The sequence below is a fragment of the Arthrobacter sp. T572 genome (assembly GCF_056780115.1).
In genome coordinates, this window is record NZ_JBRAZQ010000002.1 from 554819 (window position 1) to 576724 (window position 21906).

Annotated in this window: 18 protein-coding genes; 14 read left to right on the forward strand and 4 right to left on the reverse strand. The window is 62.7% G+C overall.

Annotated elements, in window-relative coordinates; translation table 11 throughout:
• The first annotated feature begins 29 nt into the window (after window positions 1-29).
• The 3 genes from ACUYMZ_RS03825 to ACUYMZ_RS03835 are packed head-to-tail and all read left to right on the forward strand — an operon-like array spanning window position 30 to window position 3903.
• Complete coding sequence (locus ACUYMZ_RS03825) at window positions 30-1076, forward strand: homoserine dehydrogenase (RefSeq protein ID WP_481602152.1); 1047 nt, start codon at window positions 30-32, stop codon at window positions 1074-1076.
• Window positions 1069-2478, forward strand: coding sequence for an aldehyde dehydrogenase family protein (locus ACUYMZ_RS03830; RefSeq protein ID WP_481602153.1), 1410 nt, complete (start codon window positions 1069-1071; stop codon window positions 2476-2478). Before ACUYMZ_RS03825 ends, ACUYMZ_RS03830 begins: the two co-directional genes overlap by 8 nt.
• 12 nt (window positions 2479-2490) lie before the next feature.
• Window positions 2491-3903, forward strand: a complete 1413-nt coding sequence (locus ACUYMZ_RS03835; protein ID WP_481602154.1) for an aspartate ammonia-lyase — start codon at window positions 2491-2493, stop codon at window positions 3901-3903.
• Between the two features lie 4 nt (window positions 3904-3907).
• Here the strand turns inward: ACUYMZ_RS03835 and ACUYMZ_RS03840 are convergent, their stop codons facing one another.
• Window positions 3908-4357 carry an Lrp/AsnC family transcriptional regulator gene (locus ACUYMZ_RS03840; RefSeq protein ID WP_426005726.1) on the reverse strand — a complete coding sequence of 150 codons (450 nt, stop codon included), beginning with the start codon at window positions 4355-4357 and terminating at the stop codon, window positions 3908-3910.
• A gap of 71 nt (window positions 4358-4428) precedes the next feature.
• On the opposite strand from ACUYMZ_RS03840, the gene ACUYMZ_RS03845 reads away from it, so the two are divergent.
• The 5 genes from ACUYMZ_RS03845 to ACUYMZ_RS03865 all read left to right on the forward strand — a co-directional run bounded on the left by ACUYMZ_RS03845 (window position 4429) and on the right by ACUYMZ_RS03865 (window position 9393).
• Window positions 4429-5112, forward strand: a complete 684-nt coding sequence (locus tag ACUYMZ_RS03845; RefSeq protein ID WP_481602155.1) for an HAD hydrolase-like protein — start codon at window positions 4429-4431, stop codon at window positions 5110-5112.
• 96 nt (window positions 5113-5208) lie between these two features.
• On the forward strand, window positions 5209-6852 hold the full coding sequence (locus ACUYMZ_RS03850; RefSeq protein ID WP_481602156.1) for an MDR family MFS transporter: 1644 nt from the start codon (window positions 5209-5211) through the stop codon (window positions 6850-6852).
• Window positions 6743-7561 carry an SMP-30/gluconolactonase/LRE family protein gene (locus ACUYMZ_RS03855; RefSeq protein ID WP_481605805.1) on the forward strand — a complete coding sequence of 273 codons (819 nt, stop codon included), beginning with the start codon at window positions 6743-6745 and terminating at the stop codon, window positions 7559-7561. Before ACUYMZ_RS03850 ends, ACUYMZ_RS03855 begins: the two co-directional genes overlap by 110 nt.
• A gap of 198 nt (window positions 7562-7759) precedes the next feature.
• Window positions 7760-8134 (forward strand): MarR family winged helix-turn-helix transcriptional regulator, encoded by a 375-nt coding sequence (locus tag ACUYMZ_RS03860; protein ID WP_481605807.1) that lies wholly within the window; start codon window positions 7760-7762, stop codon window positions 8132-8134.
• Window positions 8131-9393, forward strand: a complete 1263-nt coding sequence (locus ACUYMZ_RS03865; RefSeq protein WP_481602157.1) for an MFS transporter — start codon at window positions 8131-8133, stop codon at window positions 9391-9393. The genes ACUYMZ_RS03860 and ACUYMZ_RS03865 overlap by 4 nt, the downstream gene beginning before the upstream one ends.
• Window positions 9394-9449: 56 nt before the next feature.
• On the opposite strand, the gene ACUYMZ_RS03870 is transcribed toward ACUYMZ_RS03865, so the two are convergent.
• Both ACUYMZ_RS03870 and ACUYMZ_RS03875 read right to left on the reverse strand, forming a co-directional pair.
• Window positions 9450-10829: an MFS transporter gene (locus ACUYMZ_RS03870; RefSeq protein WP_481602158.1), complete on the reverse strand. Its 1380-nt coding sequence runs from the start codon at window positions 10827-10829 to the stop codon at window positions 9450-9452.
• Between the two features lie 192 nt (window positions 10830-11021).
• Window positions 11022-11858 (reverse strand): helix-turn-helix transcriptional regulator, encoded by an 837-nt coding sequence (locus ACUYMZ_RS03875; protein ID WP_481602159.1) that lies wholly within the window; start codon window positions 11856-11858, stop codon window positions 11022-11024.
• 85 nt (window positions 11859-11943) lie between these two features.
• On the opposite strand from ACUYMZ_RS03875, the gene ilvD reads away from it, so the two are divergent.
• Window positions 11944-13806 (forward strand): dihydroxy-acid dehydratase, encoded by a 1863-nt coding sequence (gene ilvD / locus ACUYMZ_RS03880; RefSeq protein ID WP_442423369.1) that lies wholly within the window; start codon window positions 11944-11946, stop codon window positions 13804-13806.
• Window positions 13807-13894: 88 nt separating this feature from the next.
• On the opposite strand, the gene ACUYMZ_RS03885 is transcribed toward ilvD, so the two are convergent.
• Window positions 13895-15397, reverse strand: coding sequence for an ArnT family glycosyltransferase (locus ACUYMZ_RS03885; protein WP_481602160.1), 1503 nt, complete (start codon window positions 15395-15397; stop codon window positions 13895-13897).
• A gap of 238 nt (window positions 15398-15635) precedes the next feature.
• Here ACUYMZ_RS03885 and ACUYMZ_RS03890 point away from each other — a divergent pair, with 238 nt between their 5' ends.
• From ACUYMZ_RS03890 to ACUYMZ_RS03910, 5 genes are all read left to right on the forward strand, one after another.
• Window positions 15636-16934: a cation:proton antiporter gene (locus ACUYMZ_RS03890; protein WP_481602161.1), complete on the forward strand. Its 1299-nt coding sequence runs from the start codon at window positions 15636-15638 to the stop codon at window positions 16932-16934.
• Window positions 16935-17087: 153 nt separating this feature from the next.
• A complete protein-coding gene (locus ACUYMZ_RS03895) occupies window positions 17088-18359 on the forward strand; it encodes a flavin-containing monooxygenase (protein WP_481602162.1) in 1272 nt (423 codons plus the stop codon).
• 222 nt (window positions 18360-18581) lie between these two features.
• The gene (locus ACUYMZ_RS03900) at window positions 18582-19058 is read left to right on the forward strand and encodes a DUF4192 family protein (protein ID WP_481602163.1); all 477 of its coding nucleotides are present in this window, start codon (window positions 18582-18584) and stop codon (window positions 19056-19058) included.
• Between the two features lie 190 nt (window positions 19059-19248).
• Window positions 19249-19395, forward strand: a complete 147-nt coding sequence (locus tag ACUYMZ_RS03905; RefSeq protein WP_481602164.1) for a hypothetical protein — start codon at window positions 19249-19251, stop codon at window positions 19393-19395.
• A 1483-nt stretch (window positions 19396-20878) separates the two neighbouring features.
• Window positions 20879-21838: a chymotrypsin family serine protease gene (locus ACUYMZ_RS03910; protein ID WP_481602165.1), complete on the forward strand. Its 960-nt coding sequence runs from the start codon at window positions 20879-20881 to the stop codon at window positions 21836-21838.
• The last annotated feature ends 68 nt before the right edge of the window (window positions 21839-21906 follow it).

Here is a 21906-nt window from a genome sequence, read left to right on the forward strand (position 1 = left end):
TCAAAGGCCACCCCACCTGAAGGAGCACCATGACCACCTACGATCTCGCCCTCATTGGCTTCGGCGGAGTCAACCGCACCCTTGCGGAAATCGTCCACATACGCGGTGAAGAACTCCGCGCCGAGCTCGGGTTCGGACTGCGCATTGTTGCGATTACAGACCTGCGCTTGGGATCGCTGATGGTCCCCGGCGGTATCGACCTCGGCATGGCACTGCACCTTTCGTCTGCTGAAACATTCGCAGACCACGGGGGATCCCGGGACACCAACAACGAAGCCGTGATCCGCAACTGCACGGCTGACATCATCTGCGAAGCCACCTTCACCAACCCGGAAGACGGTGAACCGGCCGTGTCCCACGTACGCTGGGCCCTGGAATCCGGCAAGAGTGTCTGCACAACCAACAAGGGGCCTGTGGCGCTCCAAGGCCCGGAGCTGGCACGCCTGGCCGAAGCGAACGGAGCCAGGTTCGAGTTTGAAGGCGCTGTGATGAGCGGTACTCCGGTCATCAGGCTCGCAAAGCAGATGTTCACCGGGCTTGCCATCGATGGGTTCGAGGGCATCCTGAACGGCACCAGCAACTACGTACTGGGCCGCATGGAAGCAGGCCTGGACCTGCAGTCCGCCGTTCGGGAAGCACAGGATCTTGGCTACGCCGAAGCCAACCCCACCGCAGACATCGAAGGATACGACGTCCAACTCAAGGTACTGATTCTGGCCAATGAACTGCTGGGCGCCGGGATCACGCTCAAAGACGTCAGCCGCGAGGGCATCTCCTCCGTAACCCCGTCAGACATCTCCAAGGCGGCTGCAGAGGGGCGGCGATGGAAACTGATCGGGTCAGCAAGCAGGAATACCGACGGCACAGTGTCAGCCTCAGTCAAACCGATGGCCCTGCCCTTGGACCATGGCTTGGCCGGTATTTCCGGTGCCACCAACGCCGTTTCCTTCGCCACGGACCTGTTGGGTCCGGTAACGATCTCCGGCCCTGGCGCCGGACGGATGGAGACGGCCTATGCCCTGCTCTCCGACATCATCGCCATGCATGCAGCCAAGAAAGTTGATTCCCATGTCTGAGACCTTGATCGCGGAGGTTCCAACCATGACCGACGTCCAGGATGTCACCAGTCCTTACGACCACCGGAGGATTGGCAGCATCAAGCTCACCAGCCTGGAAGAGGTAGAGGATGTCCTTGCCGGGGCGCGCGCCGGCGCCGAGGCATCAGCAGCGCTGTCCCGTAACGACCGGGGCAGGATCCTGGACCGCGCGGCGCAGTCCATCGAGGAACGCAGCGAAATCTTCGCCCGGACAATAGTCGATGAAGCAGGAAAGACCATCCGCCAGGCACGTAAAGAGGTCCTCAGGGCAGTGAACACCCTGCGGCTCTCAGCCGCGGAGGCCCGCCGGAATGCCGGTGAGGTCATCCCCTTTGACGCCTATGAAGGATCCGAGGACCGCCACGGGTGGTTCTCACGTGAACCCCTGGGAATCATCCTGGCCATCACGCCCTTCAACGATCCGCTCAACCTGGTAGCGCACAAGGTGGGGCCGGCAATCGCAGGAGGCAACGCCGTCGTACTTAAACCTTCGGCGTTGACTCCGCTGTCCGCCCAACTGCTGGCCGAAGCCCTCATCCAAGCCGGACTTCCGGACACCGTACTGACCCTTGTCCACGGTGGACGCGAGGTTGCCCGGAAGATCCTGTCCGCGCCGGACATCCGGATGGTGTCCTTCACCGGCGGATTCTCAACGGGCGAGGACATCGCAAGGACCGCCGGGCTCAAGAAGCTGGCCATGGACCTCGGCGGCAATGCGCCCGTCATTGTCATGGACGACGCCGACCTGGAGAAAGCCGTGGAGTCCTGCGTTTCCGGAGCGTTCTGGGCGGCCGGGCAGAACTGCGTTGGAGTGCAGCGCATCCTGGTCCACAGTTCCGTCTATCAGGAGTTCAAGACCAGGTTCCTGGCCGAAACTGCATCGCTGGTGGTGGGCGACCCAAATGACGGAAAGACCGACGTCGGGCCGATGATCACCGCCGCGGCCGCCGGCGCGCTCATGGACAAAATCCGATTGGCCGTTGACGCCGGTGCAGTCCTGCTGGCGGGTGGCAGGAACGTCGGAAACCTTGTCCAGCCGACGGTAGCTGAGGCAGTTCCCGAAGACAGCCGGATGTGGCAGGAAGAAGCCTTCGGACCCCTCGTGATGCTGCGGCCCGTGGATTCCCTGCAAGAGGCAGTTGAGGTTGCCAACTCGATCGACTTCAGCCTCCATGCCGGGATCTTCACGTCCTCACTCGGCAATGCCATGGAAGCGGCCAAACAGATCCAAGCGGGTGGCGTGATGATCAACGACTCCTCCGACTACCGGTTCGACGGAATGCCGTTCGGGGGTTTCAAGTACGGCAGCTTGGGCCGGGAGGGCGTGCGCTTCGCTTACGAGGATATGACTCAGCCAAAAGTCATCTGCATCAAGAACTGAGGGAGGGAAACTTTGCATAAGCAATATCGGGTGGAGGAAGACTCCCTTGGCCGCGTCGAGGTGCCGGCCGATGCCTATTGGGGCGCCCACACGGCCCGGGCCCTGTGGAACTTCCCCATTAGCGGAACTACCTTGGCGCAGCACCCCCGGCTCATCGTGGCCCTGGCAAGGGTCAAAAGGGCAGCCGCAGTCACCAACGGCCAACTTGGCGTCATTGATTCCGCCACAGCCCGGGCCATCGGCAAAGCCTGCGAAGCCATCGAGGCCGGGCGGTTCCATGATCAGTTCTGCGTTGACGTGATCCAGGGAGGCGCCGGCACCAGCACCAACATGAACGCCAACGAGGTGATCGCAAACATTGCCCTGGAAACTTTGGGGCACCCTCTCGGCAGCTACCAGTTCCTCCATCCCATAGACCACGTCAACCGTTGCCAGTCCACCAACGACGTGTACCCCACGGCCCTCAAACTGGCCTTGGCAGGAGCAGCGCAAGGCCTGTGCGAGGAACTGGACCGGCTGGTCGGGGCCTTCAAAGGCAAGGGCACGGCCTTCGCCCACATTGTGAAGATGGGGCGCACGCAGCTGCAGGACGCCGTTCCCATGACCCTGGGTCAAGAGTTCCAAGCCTTCGCAGCAACCATCGCCGAGGACCGGCAGCGGCTGGAAGAATCTGCCAGTCTCCTCCTTGAATGCAGCCTGGGGGCCACCGCCGTCGGAACCGGAATCACCGCCGCAACCGGTTACCGGGAGCGGGTAGTGGACGCACTGGCAGGGATCACTGGTTACCCGTTGGTTCCGGCCCTGAACCTGGTAGAGGCTACCTCCGATGTCGGTGTCTTCATGCACTTGTCCGGAATGCTGAAGCGCTCCGCGGTCAAGTTGTCCAAAATCAGCAGCGATCTCAGGTTGCTCTCCAGCGGACCACAAAATGGTTTGGGTGAGCTGAGGCTGCCGCCGCGGCAAGCTGGCTCATCGATCATGCCAGGCAAGGTTAACCCGGTCATCCCGGAGACCCTTAACCAGATCGCTTTCGCCGTCGCAGGCGCGGACACAACTGTCACCATGGCCGCTGACAACGGCCAACTCCAACTCAATGCTTTCGAACCGGTGATTGGGCATGTACTGCTTCAGGGACTGTCCTGGCTCACCAACGGAGCCCGCATCCTCCGGACCCACTGCGTCGAGGGCGTTGAAGCGGACGAGGAGCTGCTGCGGTCGAAGGTGGCGAGCTCGGCCGGTTTGGCCACCGCTTTCATCCCGGCGCTCGGATACGCAGCTGCAGCCTCGGTTGCGAAGCAGGCTTTGAGGGACAACGCGCCCGTGCTGGAGTCAATCACCTCAATGGGGTTGTTGGACGGGGATTCGGCCAAGGCCATCCTCGATGATGCCGCCGGACTCCGGCCGGGAATGCGTCCGGGCAGATAGCGCCCTAAACGGAACCTCTGCGGATCACATTGGAGAGCGTCATGGCCGTGACCGTATCGGCCACGCCCGGGATGGCGGCTATCTCCTCCCAGATTTCCTGGATTCGGCCCAAGGAACGGGCTTCGAGCCGGACGATCAAGTCAAAGTCACCGCTCAGGACATCGCAAAGGACTACCTCGGGGATCGCGCGGAGTGCAGCCAAAACGTCAGCTCCACGCATACGGTCCTTCCGGTAAACCATGAGGAATGCCGAAACGGAGTCCCGGGCATCTCCACCGGCCACCACGGTGTAGCCCTGGATGTAGCCCTGCCGCTCCATTCTTTCGATCCGCTGGCGTACCGCGTTCCTTGACAGCATGACCTTGCTGGCCAGTACCGCGTGGGGAACCCGGGCGTTCCTGGTCAACTCCGCGAGGATGCTTTGGTCAATACCGTCCAGGCTTGGTCGTTCCATGCGTCCCATCCACAAATAAGCATGCAGGCGCACAGTACAGCACCTGCCTTGACCGAAAGGCCCAAGAAGAAATGATACGTCCACAGCTCCGCGAGCCGACTGCGGGGGAACTCACGTGCATCCTTTTCGACATGGACGGCACCTTGGTCGATTCCGCCGAAGGAGTGACAGGGAGCGCAGCTGCGGCCCTGAAGGCAGTCGGGGCCGAAGCGCCTGGGCCGGAGGAACTGATGTCTTACGTGGGTCCGCCGATGATCGAGTCGTTCCGTTCGCTTCCGGGCATGGACGAAGAGCGGGCGCGCTTGGCCCTCAAGCATTATCGGACCCACTACGCCGAATGGGGAGTCCGGCAAGCCCGCCTCTTCGACGGCGTCTACGAGCTCCTCCAAGAACTGCCAAGCGGCCTCCCTATGGCTGTCGCCACCTCCAAGATTGAAGACCAAGCCCTCAGGATGGCTGACCTGCTGGGGATCGGCCAGCACTTCGTTGACATCTGCGGAGCCTCAGACGTACTGGATCGATCACACAAGAAGGACGTCATCGAAGCGTCCCTGCGGCGACTTCAGTTCCAAGGCGTGGACGTGGCCAGGCCTGTCATGGTGGGAGACAGGATTCACGACGTCGAGGGGGCTGCCGCCTTTGGAATCCCGACAGTTTTTGCCCTGTGGGGCTACGGCACCCAGGAGGAGCTGGCCGGTGCCGCTGCCTTGGCAGTCCACCCGAAAGATGTAGTTCCCATAGTGCTTGCCCAATAGGACCTCGCTCCACCCCAAGCCCGGGACTAATTCCGCCACCTCCGGAGTTACCTCTTTTTGGAGGAACAGCACGAACGCGACGGGATGACGGGATACATGACTACTGAGACTGAAGACGGCGTCGGGTTCCGATCCAAACGTGGCCCCATCCTGATTGCCCTGATGCTGTCCACCGGCCTGGTGGCGATCGATTCGACGATCGTCGCCACGGCCGTTCCGTCGATCGTTGAGGACATCGGCGGCTTCTCTTCCTTCCCGTGGCTCTTCTCGGCTTATCTGTTGGCGCAGGCCGTCTCGGTTCCTGTTTATGCCAAGCTCTCCGATGTCCTGGGACGCAAGCCGATCATCCTCAGCGGCATCGGGCTGTTCCTGCTCGGTTCCATCCTGTGTGGGCTTGCCTGGAGCATGCCGGCCCTCATTGCGTTCCGCGTGCTGCAGGGGCTGGGTGCTGGAGCCGTCCAACCCGTATCGATCACCATCGCCGGCGACATTTACACGCTTGCCGAACGTGCCAAAGTGCAGGGTTACCTGGCCAGTGTCTGGGCCATATCGTCGGTCGTCGGCCCCACGCTCGGCGGTATTTTTGCTTCACTGGAGATCTGGCGTTGGATCTTCCTGATCAACATTCCGCTGTGCCTGCTGGCCGGCTGGATGCTGGTCCGCACCTTCCACGAGGACGTCCAAAAGACCAGGCACCGCATCGACTACCTGGGTGCACTCCTGCTCACCACGTCGCTGAGCCTCCTGATCCTCGGTGCGCTGGAGGGCGGCCACGCTTGGGCATGGGACTCCGCCATGAGCATCGCGGTGTTTGCGGTCGGCGCGGTATTGCTCGGAGCGTTCCTGCTGGTCGAACGGAAAGCGGCCGAGCCGGTCCTTCCACCGTGGGTGGTTTCCCGAAGGCTTCTGGCAACCACTGCGCTGGTCTCCTTTGGCGTCGGCGCTGTCATGCTCGGACTTACCTCCTACGTGCCGACCTTCCTGGAGGGCGCCATCCAAACCTCGCCCATCCTGGCGGGCCTGGCCTTGGCCGCGTTGACGCTCGGCTGGCCGCTCAGTGCATCGCAGGCCGGCAGGTTCTACCTCCGGATCGGGTTCCGCACCACGGCCCTGATCGGCATCTCGATCACGGTCATCGGCACGGCGGTTCTTGCCTTGACGGCGTCAACTCCCAACGTGCTCCTGGTGGCCGTGGCCTGTTTCATCGTCGGACTCGGGCTTGGCCTGGTGGCCACACCGACCCTGATAGCAGCCCAGTCCAGCGTCGACTGGAACGAACGGGGCGTCGTCACCGGGACCAACCTCTTTTCCCGTTCCATCGGCAGCTCCATCGGCGTGGCCGTGTTCGGTGCGGTTGCCAACGCGATCTACGCGAACAGCGGCGGCCCGGACCCGCAGTCAACGGTGTCGGCGTCGATGGCCGTGTTCCTTGCCGTGCTGGTTGCTGCGGTACTGACGGTGGCAGCGGTGGTCGCCATGCCCGGAGCCGGCGCGAAGGCCGCGCCCGAGTCGGCTCCTTCGGCGGAAACCGTGGGTTCGCAAGGATTAGGCTCGATCCCGCAGGTCACAACGGAAGGGTCACAGCATGGAATTGATCACGGGCGCGGTGGAGAAGGTCTTCGAAGGCACCATCTGGGCCGAGGGACCAGTCTGGATTCCCCAGTCCCAAACAGTCCGCTGGAGCGATATCCCCAACAGCAGGATTCTGGAGTACAGCCCGGAGACGGGCCAAACGCGTGAGTACGCGACCGCCGTCGAATACACCAACGGGCGCACGCTGGACGCCGACGGAAGCGTGGTGCAGTGCAGCCACGGGCGGCGGCGGGTCGAGCGGGATTACGACGGCGTGGTGTCGCCGATCGTCGAATCGTTCGGCGGGCGGCGGCTCAACTCGCCCAACGATGTTGTGGTCGCCGGGGACGGGACGGTCTGGTTCACGGATCCGCCGTACGGAATCCTTCCCGGCACGGTTGAGGGCCACGAAGGCGAACAGGAGTACGGTGGCTGCTACGTGTTCCGCTTCGACCCGACCACGGAAGAATTGACGCCGGTGGTCACGGACCTGGTGTACCCGAACGGGCTGGCCTTCTCGCACGATGGGTCCTTGTTGTACGTCGCTGACACGGCCGGTCCGGCCCGCGGAGTTCCCTATCGCATCTGGGTGTATCCCGTGGAGCAGGGCAAGTGTGGCCCGGGCCGGACGTTCGTTGAGCTGGAAGAGGACAAACCGTCCGACGGATTCCGCGTGGATGTCGAAGGCCGGGTGTGGACCTCGGCCGGAGCGTCGGTCCGGGTCTATGCGCCGGACGGCGCTCTGTTGGCGGACGTCGGGATACCGGAGAAGGTGTCGAACGTCTGCTTCGGGGGACCGGACGGCCATGACCTGTACATCACGGCGACGTCCTCGCTGTACCGGCTGCGGACCACAACAACGGCAGCGGGCGCCTGAGCCTCGGCGTCCGCCTCATCACATTCAATGGACAGCCTCCTGAGGAAGGGAGCATAATAGTTAGCGGAGCTAATTAGCACTGCTAACTATTTGCCAACCTCAGGAGGCGCCTCCATAGTGACCACGGCCCACGCAGCAACACACCCGGAAACAACCGTCCAGCCCGACATCCTCGCCATCGACCTCCGCACCGCGGTGATGCGCACGTCCCGCCGCCTGCGCATCGAAGCGACCGGCGACGTCATAACCCCCGGCCAGTACACCGTGCTCGCCCACCTCAACAACGGGTCGCAGACCCTCAGGGAACTCGCCGAACGTGAGCACGTACAAGCGCCCTCTATGACCCGCATTGTCAACGCCCTGACCGAACAGGGCTTCGCCTCACGGCAGGCCCACCCGGGCGACGGACGCCAGGTCCAGATCAGCATCACCCCCGCAGGGCAGGAAGTCCTGGCCGAGGCACGCAGCCAACGGACCGCCTGGTTGGCGCAGCGCGTAGCAGGCTTGAGCGATGAGGACCGGCAGATACTCAGCCGCGCCGCGCACATCATGCAGGAAATGAGCGCCAAATGAGCGCCATGTTCCAGGCGCTGGAAAGCCGCAACTACCGGATGTGGGCCGGCGGCGCCCTGGTCTCCAACATCGGCACGTGGATGCAGCGCGTGGCCCAGGATTGGTTGGTCCTGACTGTCCTGACCAACCACTCGGGAACGGCCGTGGGCATCACCACCGCACTGCAGTTCCTGCCCATGTTGTTGCTGGGCCCCTACGCCGGCGTCCTTGCCGACCGCTACCGGAAACGCGTGATCCTGCTATGGACGCAAACGGCCATGGGCATTTGCGGATTGATCGTCGGCCTCCTGGTGGTTACTGGGGTGGCCCAGTTGTGGCATGTGTATATCGCTGCGGCAGCCTTGGGGGTCGCTGCCGCCATGGATGCGCCGGCCCGGCAGGCCTTCGTTTCCGAACTTGTGGGGCCGGACAAGATCGCCAATGCCGTTGCCCTCAACTCGGCGTCCTTCAACAGTGCGAGGCTCACGGGTCCGGCCATCGCCGGAGTGCTCATTGCCTGGATCGGTACGGGTCCGGTCTTCCTTCTCAATGCAGTGAGCTTCGTTGCCGTCATCCTCTCCCTTGTCCGGGTCAAGGTCTCCCAACTCGAGCCGTCGACCCCCGTTGCCCGGGGCAAACACCAGTTCATTGACGGTCTCAGCTATGTCCGTGAGCGCCCTGACCTGGTCCTCATCATGGTCATGGTGGGGCTCCTCGGCGCCTTCGGGATGAACTTCCCGGTGACCAACTCCCTGATGGCGACGGCCGAGTTCGGCATGGGGCCCGAGGAATTCGGCGTCCTTGGTTCCATCATGGCGGTCGGGACCCTCGCCGGTGCGCTGCTCGCAGCCCGGCGTTCCGGACCCCGCCTCCGCTTCATGCTCGGCGGAGCCCTGTTCCTTGGCGCCTTCACGCTGCTGGCGAGCGTGGCGCCGTCGTTCTGGATTTATGCCGTTGTCCTGATTCCGGTGGGGTTGGCGTCCATCACGTTCCTCAACAGCTGCAACACCACCATCCAACTGTCTGTCGAACCCCAATTCCGCGGACGCGTGCTGGCCCTCTACCTTGCGATCCTCCAAGGAGGGACAGCGATCGGTGCGCCACTGATGGGCTGGATCGGCACGGAGTTCGGTGCGCGGTGGTCGGTGGCGGCGGGCGGTGCGATCGTCCTGGTGACCGGCGTGGCCGCCGTCGTCCTTGTCAGCCGGCGCAACCACGTGACCTTCCGCCAGCAACTGCGTGGCGCCTGGCAGCGGAAACGCGCGGCAGAAGCGTCCTGAGGCCGTTCATCTCCGACGGCGGCACTTGCGTTCTGATTGCCGGGCGACTGGAGGCCCTAGCGAGCCTCCAACTCGTCCAGCGTCTTGCCTTTCGTGTCAGGGGACATCAATGTGGCCACGGCGGAGACGATGCAAATGCCGAGCGTCGTCAGGCCGATCACCAAGGGGATATTCGCCGAGCCCGGCGGAGCGATGGCCGTGAAGAGGCTCGGGAAGAAGGAGGCGATCATGAGCCCGATGTTTTGGGAAACTGCGAAGCCAGTGACGCGCATCCGCATGGGGAACTGCTCCTGGAAGAACGTTGCGAACGTGCCGTTCCACATCTGGAAGAAGATGCCCTGGACGATCACCACGCACACAAACACCAGCGGCAGGCTGCCCAGCTGGATGGCATACAGGTAGCCCATGGTGAGCAGGCCACCGACGATGCCGCCGGCCACCATCAGGGTCCGCCGGCCAATGCGGTCGGACAGTGCCCCGAAGACTGGAATGGTGACCACCGCTGCCACGTTCGCTGCCATGGTGACCCAAAGGAACTCGCTGCTGGAGAAGCCAATGCCGTAGCCCTTTTGGGTGGCGAAGGAAACGCCGAAGATGAGCGTGGCCATGCCGATGACGTTGGTGAACGTCATGGCGATGCAGCGGACCAGGACCCATGGGTGGGTACGGAGCAGATCGACGAACGGGAAGCGGCGCTTGGCCGGTACGGAACCGGAGTGGGCAGCCTCGGACTGCGCAAGATAGGCGGGCGGTTCCTGGACCCGGCGGCGGATGACGTAGCCGGCAATGATCACCACGGCGCTGAGCAGGAACGGAATGCGCCAGCCCCAGGAGTGGAAGTCCTCGTCAGGAAGCAGGGACGCCAGCGGAATCAGGACCGCTGTTGCCAGGATGGAACCCACCTGGGTCCCTTGCAGGCTGAAGCTCGCGAAGAAGCCGCGGCGGGCGTCGGGGGAGTGCTCCACGATCATCGCGCTGGCTCCGCCAAGTTCGCCCGCCACAGCGAACCCTTGGACCAGGCGGAGGATCACCAGCAGGACCGGAGCCAGGAGGCCCACCTGTCCGTAGGTGGGCAGCAGGCCCACGGCAAACGTGGCAAAGCCCATCAGCAGCATCGCAACCACAAGGACCTGCTTGCGGCCATGCTTGTCACCGTAGGCGCCAAGCACCACGGCGCCCAGGGGCCGGGAGACGTAACCCACCGCGTAGGTGGCGAGGGAGGCAATGATGCCAACGGTCGGGTTGTCCGCAGGGAAGAAGATCGTGGGGAACAGCAACGTTGCTGCCAGCGAGTACAGCGCGAAGTCGTAATACTCCAGTGCGCTTCCGATCCACCCGCTCATCGCGGCTTTTTTGGGATCTTTCCGGCCGGGGCCGTTGTGGTGGGGTGCAGTCCCTGCGGTGGGCTGGACGTCCTTCCGGTGCATGACGTTCATTCGTGAGTCTCCTTTGTCCGTCATTGGCAAGGAACAAGAGCTTTCCCCGCACATCAACGTGAGGAGGGTTACATCTTGAATCGATTCATAAATCATAGAACGTGACCTGCGCTACGTCAAAGGACATACAGCACGACGGCGGGTGGTTGCGTCTTGGTACTCAGGCAACCACCCGCCGTCGGAGGCGTAACGCTACGCGCCCAACTCCATCAGCCGCGCGATCTGTTCCTCCGCCCCGCTCCCCGGCGCTGGCGTGTAAACCACCAGATGCAGGTCCGGCCTGTCCGACGGCGAAACCTGGTGATGCTCCAGGTGAAGGACGCCGACGGCGGGGTGATGAAAGAGGCGCTCGCGGGATTCGAAGCCCAGGATGTCGTACTGGTCCCAGCTTTCCTGGAATTCCGGGCTGGCTTCCTTGAGGCGTTCCACCTGGAATTTCATGTCGGGGTCTCCCAGGCGTTGGCCGGTCTCGGCCCGGAACTCGGCAAGGAAGCGCCGGCTGGTGACGTCCCAGTCCGGGAGCAGGTCGCGGACGTACGGATCGGTGAAGACCAGCCACAACAGGTTCCGGTCACCCGCAGGAACCGTGGCGATGTTCGGATACAGCGCCGCGTACGCCTTGTTCCACCCCGCCACGCCCCAATCGGGGGAGAGGGCATAGGAGGGGTTCGGATCGAGGGCATCCAGGAGGCGCTGGACGTGCGGGGGAGCGCTTCCGGCCACGGGCGCGGTGGAAACCGAGGAAGCATAACCACCCAGGGACAACACGTAGGCCAGCCCGGTATCGGATAAGTGCAACGCCCGTGCGATGGCTTCCAGCACCTGCCGGGACGGGCTGATGTCACGGCCTTGCTCAAGCCAGGTGTACCAGGTGACGCTCACACCGGAGAGGAAGGCGACTTCCTCGCGCCGGAGTCCACGCTCGCGTTTGCGGGAAATCGGCGGAAGGCCGTATTCGGTGCGGAGTGCCTGATCCCGGCGGGCCCTCAGGAAGAGGCCCAGCTCCTTGCGTCTCTCCGAATCATGCACCCACAAATACTATTACTCTGGTACTCCTACTACTAGTATCAGGGCCGTCTTCTGCGGGGCTGACAAACACAGCAGGATGGTACTCATGCCTGCATTACGCTCTAAAACTGTCACCCACGGCCGCAACATGGCCGGCGCCCGCGCACTGCTGCGCGCGTCCGGCGTCGCCAACTCGGATATCGGCAAGCCGATCATCGCCGTAGCCAACTCCTTCACGGAGTTCGTTCCCGGCCACACCCACCTTGCCCCCGTGGGCCGGATCGTTTCCGATGCGATCCTCGCCGCAGGCGCCGTCCCGCGTGAGTTCAACACGATTGCCGTGGACGACGGCATCGCCATGGGCCACTCCGGCATGCTTTACTCCCTGCCCTCCCGCGACCTGATCGCCGACTCGGTGGAGTACATGGTCAACGCACACTGCGCTGATGCCCTGGTCTGCATCTCCAACTGCGACAAGATCACCCCCGGCATGCTCATGGCCGCGCTGCGCCTGAACATCCCTGTAGTGTTCGTCTCGGGCGGACCCATGGAGGCTGGCCGCGTGACCCTGACCGATGGTTCCGTACGCTCCCTGGACCTGGTGAACGCCATTGCCGATGCCGTGGACGAATCCATCTCCGATGAAGACATCAACCTCATCGAAGAGAACGCCTGCCCCACCTGTGGTTCCTGCTCGGGCATGTTCACCGCGAACTCCATGAACTGCCTCACCGAGGCCATCGGCCTGTCCCTGCCGGGCAACGGTTCCGTTCTTGCAACCCACACCGCCCGCAAGGCGCTGTATGAGAAGGCGGGCGCGACCGTCGTCGACCTCGTCAAGCGCTACTACGACGGCGACGACGAGTCGGTCCTGCCCCGCTCCATCGCCACCGCCAAGGCCTTCGACAACGCCATGGCCCTGGACATCTCCATGGGCGGTTCCACGAACACCATCCTGCACCTGCTGGCCGCTGCCCAGGAAGCAGGCGTGGACTATGGCCTGGCCGAGATGGATGCCAAGTCCCGCCAGGTTCCGTGCCTGGCCAAGGTGGCCCCGAACGTTGCCAAGGACAAGACCTACTACATGGAGGACGTGCACCGCGCCGGCGGCATCCCCGCGCTGCTGGGTGAGCTCAACCGCGGCGGGCTCCTCCACAAGGACGTCCACTCCGTACACTCCAACGACCTGGACGGCTGGCTGGACGACTGGGACATCCGCGGCGGCAAGGCGACCGAGGAAGCCCAGGCCCTGTGGCACGCTGCCCCCGGTGGCGTCCGTTCCTCCACGGCGTTCTCGCAGTCGAACGAATGGACCTCCCTGGACGTCGACGCCGAGGGTGGCTGCATCCGCTCGGTGGAGCACGCCTACTCCAAGGACGGCGGCCTGGCCGTGCTCCGCGGCAACATCGCCGTGGACGGTGCCGTGGTGAAGACCGCAGGCGTGGACGAGTCCATCTGGAAGTTCGAAGGCCCGGCGATCGTGTGCGAGTCGCAGGACGAGGCCGTGGAATTGATCCTGAACAAGACCGTGAAGGAAGGCGACGTGGTGGTCATCCGCTACGAAGGCCCCCGCGGCGGTCCGGGCATGCAGGAAATGCTCTACCCGACCTCGTTCCTCAAAGGCCGCGGCCTGGGCAAGAAGTGCGCCCTCATCACCGATGGCCGCTTCTCCGGCGGCACCTCCGGACTGTCGATCGGGCACATCTCCCCGGAAGCTGCTTCCGGGGGCGACATCGCCCTGGTGGAGAACGGCGACATCATCAGCATCGACATCACGCAGCGCTCGCTCCAGTTGCAGGTCTCCGACGAGATCCTGGCTGAGCGCCGCGAGAAGCTCCTGGTCAACGGCGGCTTCAAGCCCAAGAACCGTGACCGCCAGGTTTCCCCGGCTCTTCGGGCCTACGCCGCCATGGCGCTCTCCGCGGACAAGGGCGCAGTGCGCGATGTTTCCCTGGTGGAGAACCTCTAGGGGTACTGCGGCGGGTTAACGCACGACGGCGGCGGGTCGCCCGGGTTCCGAACGGAACCACGGGAGGCCCGCCGCTTTGTTGAGCACATCACCGGTAGCCGCCGGATACCGGCGGGAGCGTCCGGCCTGCCTCCACAGCGTCCTCGAGTTTTTCCCGGTCCAGTTTCCAGACGACGGTTTCCCCGTTGGTTGGCCCCGTGAACGTGAAGACGGGTTCGGCGTTGCCCGCCAGCCACACCAGGAGTTCAGGGGCTGCGAAGCCATAGCCCTGGCTGAGTTGCCTGCCCTGGGTGAGGACATACTGCGCGTCTTTGTCCCGGAGCGAGAGCAGCGAGGGCAGGACTTCCCAGTGATCGCGGGGCAGCAGCGCGAATTCGCCGGTCACCGAGGTCAGCCCAACGGTCGCTGAGGCCGGGATGTTGTTGACCATCCACTCCCGGGCCCGGACCAGGCCATCGTCGGTGACCGTCCTTGCCTGTACCCCCAGAGCGAGCCCAACAATGACAACCGCCACCGTGGCGATGACGAAGGCCCGCCGGAGCCTTGGGCGCCACCGCATCAGCATTTCGACGGCGATGGGCGTGGAAACGAGGGCGGCCAGCACCACGCAATAACCGAACTGCTCCTCTGCTGCTCCGAAGAAGACGGAGTAGATTCCCATGAAGCCCGTAAACAGTGAGAACAATCCGATGGTGCGCCGGGTGGCAACTGTTGAGGTGGCCGCTACTGCCCCGGAGAGAATGGAAAGCCCCAGCAGCAGGTAGCTCGTTCCAAAGCGACCAGTCATTTCGATCAGCCGTCCCGCAAGATCCGCACTCGGAACGGCGTTGAAACCTGTCATCTGGACGGCCCCCAGGATCCGCAGGACACCGACCGATTTCTGGTCGAACCACTGCGGAAGCAGCCCGTTGGCCGCCACCCAGCCCATGTACGCCAGATATGGAAGACTGGCGGACCCCATCAGGCGCAGGGCCGTCAGGGGTGGAATGGTGTTCCTCCAGAACACGCCCGCAAGGAGCGGGACCAGGGTGAACACCACCGTCATGTCCTTGATGACGATTGCCAGTCCGAAAACCAGCCCCGCGCCGAGTTCCAGCCATAGACGCGGTCGTCGCCATTTCCGGTTCAGCAGCACTATCACCAGGAGCCACCCGGACACGACGGCCAACCCGGCGGGCGTTTCCATCATCAACCGGCCGTCCATGCGGAGGATGAAGGGGTCACTTGCCATGATGATGCCGGCTGCTGCTGCGGGCAGCACCCCCACCAGGCGTCGGACCAGAAGACAACAGACCCCGACGGTTACCGCGCCGAGCACGGCGTTGACCCATCGTAACTGCAACGCGAGGTCCATAGGGTGGCCCTCAAGGCCAAACATGTTGATGACCCACGAGTTAAGGATGTAGGAGCCGGGAGGATGCAGGAAAAAAGGATTTCCGAGTATTGAGGGAACGGTTCCCTGCGCTATTTGTCCGGCCAGATCGGCATAGGTGATTTCGTCGATGAAGACGTCGTTTGCCCGGTGAACACCGGTGAATCGAAACAGCATCGCCAGGATGACCACGGATCCCACCACCCAGCCGTGACGCATGTGTTCCCCCATAATTATTGATTGCTTGCGATGTTCAAAAGTAGTTGAAAATTGCACGTCTGTCCTTTTTGAACGTCAAATACAAAAAGTACGAAAAACATTTCATTTATCGCGTCATGAAATAACTACCCCGCCCACTCAGCCGTAGCACCGCCTCAGCCGCCGGGGCTAAGCTACTGGGAACCGGCGCGGGTTGAGCCAACTGCCCTGCAAGCCGGTGCCACAGGAAGAAGCCCCCTTGTTCGAAGCCCCCAGCATCCTGTTCTTTGCGGCCGGCCTGGCGGTCCTCGCTGCCGCGGTGTTGCCCAAGCTGCTGCTCCGTATGCCGCTGTCCATGCCCATGGTGTTCCTTGGCAGCGGAATTCTGGCATTCGCCCTGCTTCCCGACCTGCCTGACCCGGACCCGGTTAAGTACGCCGATTTCACCATGCATCTGACCGAGGTCTGCGTCATCATCTCGCTCATGGGTGCGGGGTTGGCGCTGGACCGGCCTTTCCGGTGGCGGGGGTGGTCCACCACATGGCGGCTGTTGGCGATCGTCATGCCCCTGAGCATCGTGGTGATGACCATGCTGGGGCTGTGGGTCCTGGGGCTGGGGCTGGCCTCGGCACTCCTGATCGGCGCTGCGTTGTCGCCCACCGATCCTGTGCTCGCCTCCGAAGTCCAGGTGGGAAAGCCGGCGGACACCGAGACGGATCCAGACGAGGATGAAGTCCGTTTTGCGCTCACCTCGGAGGCGGGGCTCAATGACGGCCTGGCTTTCCCGTTTGTCTACCTGGCCATTGCGATCAGCCTGGTGGGAGTGACGCCGGAAGCGGTGGGTCAGTGGGCTGCGCTCGATATCCTCTGGCGCGTGGTTGCGGGGGTGCTGGTGGGCTTCGGAACCGGGAAAGTCCTCAGCAGGATCTTCTTTGCCTCCCCGATCCGCAGTTTCCGCCTGTCCGAGCATTCGGAGGGATTCGTGGCGCTGGCCGCCACGTTCCTTGCCTATGGCGCTACGGAGATGATCGAGGGCTACGGATTCGTCGCTGTCTTTGTGTGCGCCCTGACCATCAGGGCAGCCGAACGCCACCACTCTTATCACCAGGTGCTTCACGGTTATGTGGAACAGCTTGAGCGGCTGATGACGATCGTGATTCTGGTCCTCCTGGGTGGCGCGATCGCCCGGGGAGTCCTGGACGGCATCGGCTGGGCGGAAGTGCTGGTGGCGCTGGTCTTCCTGGTGCTGGTCCGCCCGGCAGCGGGTTGGCTGGGGTTGATGGGAGGCAAGACTGGACCGCGCGAGCGCCTGGCCATCTCCTACTTTGGCATCCGGGGCATAGGGTCGCTGTACTACGTGGCGTATGCCCTCAGCCACGGAAACTTCGACGGCGACCAGCACGCCTTGTGGGCCTTGGTTGCGTTGGTTGTTGCTTTGTCCGTGGTGGTCCACGGGGCCACCACGGCTCCGCTGATGCAGAGGCTGGACCGCCTGCGCGCTGACGAGGCCCGGCGGAAGCATGGCGACGAAAGCAGGGCGCCGCACACGGCGATCTAAATACATCGAGAATTCAGATGCAGTTGCGCGAATTTATGCGCTATGCAGATGCACTGCGCGTGGCGAGAATGAATTAACCGCCACGAAATGGGCATCGCGGAGGTGCGCGGTCAATGGTGCCGCCAGCACTCCGCCTAAATTTAGGGAGATCACATGACAAGCCAAGAGGTGGAGGTCCTCGTCGTCGGCGCAGGGCAGGCCGGAGTGGCCATGAGCGAGCACTTAAACGACCGGGGCATCGATCACGTTGTCCTGGAGCGCCACCGGATTGCCGAACGCTGGAGGACCATGCGATGGGACTCGCTGGTGGCAAACGGCCCCGCGTGGCATGACCGGTTCCCCGGGCTGGAGTTCAGCAACCTGCAACCGGGCGAGTTCGCCTCAAAGGACCAGGTTGCCGACTATTTTGCAGCCTATGCGGAGAAGATCGGCGCGCCGATCCGCTGCGGCGTGGAGGTTGCGTCGGTTCGCCGGAACACAGGTGCCCCCGGATTCCAGGTGGAAACGAGCGAAGGCAGCTACAACGCCCGTTACGTCGTGGCAGCAACCGGACCCTTCCAGCGGCCGGTGATTCCCGCCGTCGTGCCTGGCTCTGCGGCGGTGCAGCAGCTGCACTCAAGTTCCTACCGCAACCCTCACCAACTCCCGGAGGGTGCGGTGCTGGTGGTCGGTGCGGGATCGTCCGGTGTGCAGATCGCGGCGGAAATCCAGCGCTCCGGGCGGCAGGTCTACCTGTCGGTGGGGCCCCACGACCGTCCCCCGCGCAGCTACCGCGGCCGGGATTTCTGCTGGTGGCTTGGCGTCCTGGGCCTGTGGGATGCTTCTACTCCTCCACAGGGTGCCGAGCATGTCACCATCGCCGTCAGCGGCGCTGACGGCGGCCATACAGTGGACTTCCGGGAGCTCGCCGAACAGGGCATCACCCTGGTGGGGCGCACTGAAGCGTACGACGGCGGGACCATGCGTTTCGCGGACGACCTGCGGAAGAACGTCGCGAACGGTGATGCCCACTACCTGCAGTTGCTGGACGAGGCGGATGCCTATGTGGAGCGTAACGGCCTGGACCTCCCCGAGGAACCTGAGGCCCGCGCGATGCGGCCGGATCCGGAGTGCCTTAAGAATCCCCTGCAGGAACTGGACCTTGAAGCGGCAGGGGTGGCGTCGATTATCTGGGCTACCGGGTTCGTCCAGGACTACAGCTGGCTGGAAGTGGATGCCTTTGATGACAGGGGCAGGCCGCTCCAGCAGCGTGGTGTCTCCACAGAGCCCGGTATCTACTTCCTCGGCTTGCCGTGGCAGTCGCGCCGTGGATCGAGCTTTATTTGGGGCGTGTGGCACGACGCCAAGTATGTAGCGGACCAAATCGCCATCCAGCGCAGCTACCTGGCCCACAACGAGCAGGAGATGCTGGTAGCCGGCGTCTAGGACCCAAAAAACAACTGTGGGTCTTGCAGTGGTTTGGTTTGGGACTGGCTGGCAGTGTTGGTGCGAAAGAACAATTGCCCCTTTTAGGGGTGCGTTTCCCCCGATTTGTCCGCGCTGGTGGAGCGGCCGGTGTTGACCTGTCCCCCGTCGGTGGCCTGATCAGAAGCTTGCCCAGCCTTTGGTGGTTGTGGCTCATCGCAGTTTTGCCTCGAAGTGGGGCACGTGCTGCAGTGCAGCGAAGAGATCTATGCCATCGAACTCTGGGCAGAGACCATCGCCTGCAGCGGACGGATCAGCCAGGAATCGACCGTACAGTTGCTGGCCTGCTTCCAGTACCCGACCCTGCGGGATGTGCTGATGTGCACGGTGATCGAACCCGAACGCACCACCGCCGAGAGCAACGGCTATCTGCTCATCGGTGAGGGAATCCGCCCCGACTGGACCCGCGTGGACGGCGCCGAGGAAGCGGCCCGGCAATTGATCGCCGCAGCCCCGGAGATCTACCGGGCGCCGCTGCTGACGGTGATCGGCTGGCCCTACTACCTCAAAGGCCAATCATCCGTAGCAGCGGAGCACTTCGACGCGGCGCTGGAGGACGTGCCCGGGTACCGGCTCGCCGAGCTGATGGAAGAACTCATCAGCCACGGCAAGATCGCCCCCGTCGCGGCCGATGGGACCACCGGGTTCAAGAAGCGCTAACCCGCAGAGGGCCGGGACCGGCAAACGGTTCCGGCCGCACCGGCGCGTCGGCGGCCTCCCCCGCTGGCGCTCCTCCGGCCGCCGATCAACGCTGCCGCGGGCGACGTAACCCACCAAACACCAGCCATCCTGCCGCCGGGCTACAGTGGAAGAACCACCGGTTCCACAAAACGCCAGGGAGCAGCACCCCATGAGCCACGACTACGTCCTCACCGAAGACGACGCATCCTCGGGCAACACCCACGCCGAAGACCTCTTGGAACTGAGCATGCTCACCATTGACCAGGCCAGCGCCGTCGTGGACGTCTCCTGGGAGAAAACCCCACAAGACTTCTAACCCCCTGCAGCGACGACGCTGCACCCACGAATTTCCTTATGCTGAGGGAAAAGCAGGAAGAGCCGACAACCACCAGGGTGCCGGCTCTTCCGCCATCCCGCGTCAACGCGCAACGCGATACCAACCCGCGGGATGCAGGACCAAAGCAATTGAAAGCCCGATGTCATGGACGATGGGGAGGTCCCGGCATTGTGACCGTGGTGGGTGGGCGTCGACCTAAGTGCGGGCGAGGCGTGAATTGATTCTTACCAAAGACGTTCCTTTCGAAGGAAACAAGGACGAGTAAAGCCACGAAAAAGCCCTTCTCTCATTTTGAAGGTACTCATACTGAATAGATAATTCTCAGCACCCTTAGAATTACAGTGCAAAGGCCTGCTAAAAAACTTCTTGCGAAATATTCAAAACAACCGTATGGTTCGAGAGTGATCCAAGCTCCGCCGATGTGGGGCCTGAGGAGGCTGCTGGTCCATGTTTACCCAGTGGACATCAGCTTCTAATCAACATTTAGCTTGGGGGAGTTATGGGGAAGCATCGATTGCTCGTAGGTATTGCTGCCGTCGGGCTAGCAGCAATGACCATGACGTCTTGTGGAACTGGTGGAACGCCGGAAGCCGGTCCCGGACAGTCCTCCCTAACGCCGTCACCGTCAAGTGAGTGCGCGAAGTTCCTGCCCGATGCCCCCTGCGGGCAGTTCAAAAGTACAGCTGGTACTGCTGCCGGCCAGCCGATTTCATGGGTGACCGGAGGGCACGTAACAGCACAGTTGGATCGAGTCGGTCAGGAAACCTACCTGACAGCTGTTCTTCCGTGTGGGCCTGTGAATACCCCGGTCACCATCAACGGCTCTGACATGACACTCTCCGGGAAGCTTGCAGTAGGCGCGTCCGGATGCGTTGACGCCGCAAAGGGCGACCAGCAGACCTGGGCTCTCAAGTTCCTTCAGGATGGAGTCCAGCTCAACTACGCAAATGGTGTATTGACATGGACGAGAGGTCAGGACTCACTGACGTTCGGCGCGATGTGAACCGTTCCTGACTCAGGCATTAGGTCCAATCCGCAGCTAAGACATAAGTGGCCAACCCATCCATCTCGCCTTGGAACGATTCATCAAACATGGGCCGATACTCATCGGGCTACTACTATGACGGGGGATTCATTGAAGAAAGCGCTACCCATTGCGGCAGGTACATTCCTCTTGCTGCTTGGCATTGTCAGCCCGGCCGCGGCCGCGTAGGACGCCCCGGCCACACCTCCGGGCGAGGAGGCCATCGAGGAATACTCCAAGATCGTCGGATTCGATTTCCTGGAGAACCAGAAAAAACTCTCAGAGTTCAAATACTGGATCACCCAGGTCCCTGGAATTTACGATGCTGGCTACGTTGAACAGGTTAATGACGCTAAAAGCCTTTCCGTGAAGGCCTTATGGAAGGGCTCCTCCCCGCTCCGCGAAACCGTCGCCAACGAAGGAGGGAAGCGAGGCACCATGGTGACTTTTTCCGAGCGTCCATATTCCGTTCCTGAAATCGATTCCGCAACTCAAGCCCTAATAAGGAATGACAAAGCTTTTGAGCCGCTGGGATTCAAGATATCTTCCATAGGAGGCGTCGGTGACGATGCCGGTGAAATAGCCATCCGCGGGTACGCACCCAAGAATGAGAACGGCCAGCTCGGTTCAGCTGAGCGGGTGGCGGTGGAGGGTCTAGCCCGCGATATCACCAAGTTGCCCATCAAGGTCATCGATGGTGTCCCTGCACGCCCCGCCACTCGGATGAACGACTACAGTCCCTTCAACTCAGGTGCCTACATACTCAACAGCAACGGCACATCCTGCTCGACGGGGTTTGCCCTGAAGGCCACGACAGGAACAGGAAACTGGACCAATACTGCTCGCCATTGTGAAGGAACTGGCTGGTGGACCGCTCGCGACAATTCCGCCTCCTCAGCCGGAATGCAGTGGCGGGATTCTCCGGACGGCCAAGCCGCTCTGCTGTCTGAAGGTGGGAGTCTGTGGATGTTTGACGGAGCGTGGAACAACACGGCAGGCTATTCCAAGCCAGTCGCTGGCTTCCACGATCTCTCATTGGGCGACTGGATCTGCACAAGTGGGGGGAACTCCGGTGTTCATTGCAATATCTCTGTTTTGTACACCAACTTTTCCTGGAATGACGGGTACGGCTATGCCTCTCAAATCGAGGGCTACCAGACCGTGGACGGGCAACGGGCGGCTATCCAGGGCGACAGCGGCGGACCCGTACTTGTTCCCTACGGCAACGGCAGCGTCGGCGCCGCAGGCATGATCCAGGCTGTCGCCGGCCCTCTGTACAACTACGGCAACTGCGGAAGTGTGCGAGACGGCGGAGCGAACTACTGCAGTCGCTACGTGTGGTTCACCTCTACGCGCACCATTGCGAACAATTTGGGCATGAATTTGGTGACCTGGTAGTTCTATCCCGCGTTCCACGCCCTGGAACAAACGACCAAAACCTAACCGTCAGCAATTTAGTGCTGTGT

Bases quoted from the DNA above. Each gene is read 5' to 3' on its own strand.
- ACUYMZ_RS03850 (WP_481602156.1), top strand. From the start codon at position 5,209: ATGACTACTGAGACTGAAGACGGCGTCGGGTTCCGATCCAAACGTGGC.
- ACUYMZ_RS03860 (WP_481605807.1), top strand. From the start codon at position 7,760: ATGCGCACGTCCCGCCGCCTGCGCATCGAAGCGACCGGCGACGTCATA.
- ACUYMZ_RS03840 (WP_426005726.1), bottom strand. From the start codon at position 4,357: ATGGAACGACCAAGCCTGGACGGTATTGACCAAAGCATCCTCGCGGAG.
- ilvD (WP_442423369.1), top strand. From the start codon at position 11,944: ATGCCTGCATTACGCTCTAAAACTGTCACCCACGGCCGCAACATGGCC.
- ACUYMZ_RS03895 (WP_481602162.1), top strand. From the start codon at position 17,088: ATGACAAGCCAAGAGGTGGAGGTCCTCGTCGTCGGCGCAGGGCAGGCC.
- ACUYMZ_RS03865 (WP_481602157.1), top strand. From the start codon at position 8,131: ATGAGCGCCATGTTCCAGGCGCTGGAAAGCCGCAACTACCGGATGTGG.
- ACUYMZ_RS03825 (WP_481602152.1), top strand. From the start codon at position 30: ATGACCACCTACGATCTCGCCCTCATTGGCTTCGGCGGAGTCAACCGC.
- ACUYMZ_RS03845 (WP_481602155.1), top strand. From the start codon at position 4,429: ATGATACGTCCACAGCTCCGCGAGCCGACTGCGGGGGAACTCACGTGC.
- ACUYMZ_RS03870 (WP_481602158.1), bottom strand. From the start codon at position 10,829: ATGAACGTCATGCACCGGAAGGACGTCCAGCCCACCGCAGGGACTGCA.
- ACUYMZ_RS03885 (WP_481602160.1), bottom strand. From the start codon at position 15,397: ATGCGTCACGGCTGGGTGGTGGGATCCGTGGTCATCCTGGCGATGCTG.
- ACUYMZ_RS03910 (WP_481602165.1), top strand. From the start codon at position 20,879: ATGGTGACTTTTTCCGAGCGTCCATATTCCGTTCCTGAAATCGATTCC.
- ACUYMZ_RS03830 (WP_481602153.1), top strand. From the start codon at position 1,069: ATGTCTGAGACCTTGATCGCGGAGGTTCCAACCATGACCGACGTCCAG.
- ACUYMZ_RS03905 (WP_481602164.1), top strand. From the start codon at position 19,249: ATGAGCCACGACTACGTCCTCACCGAAGACGACGCATCCTCGGGCAAC.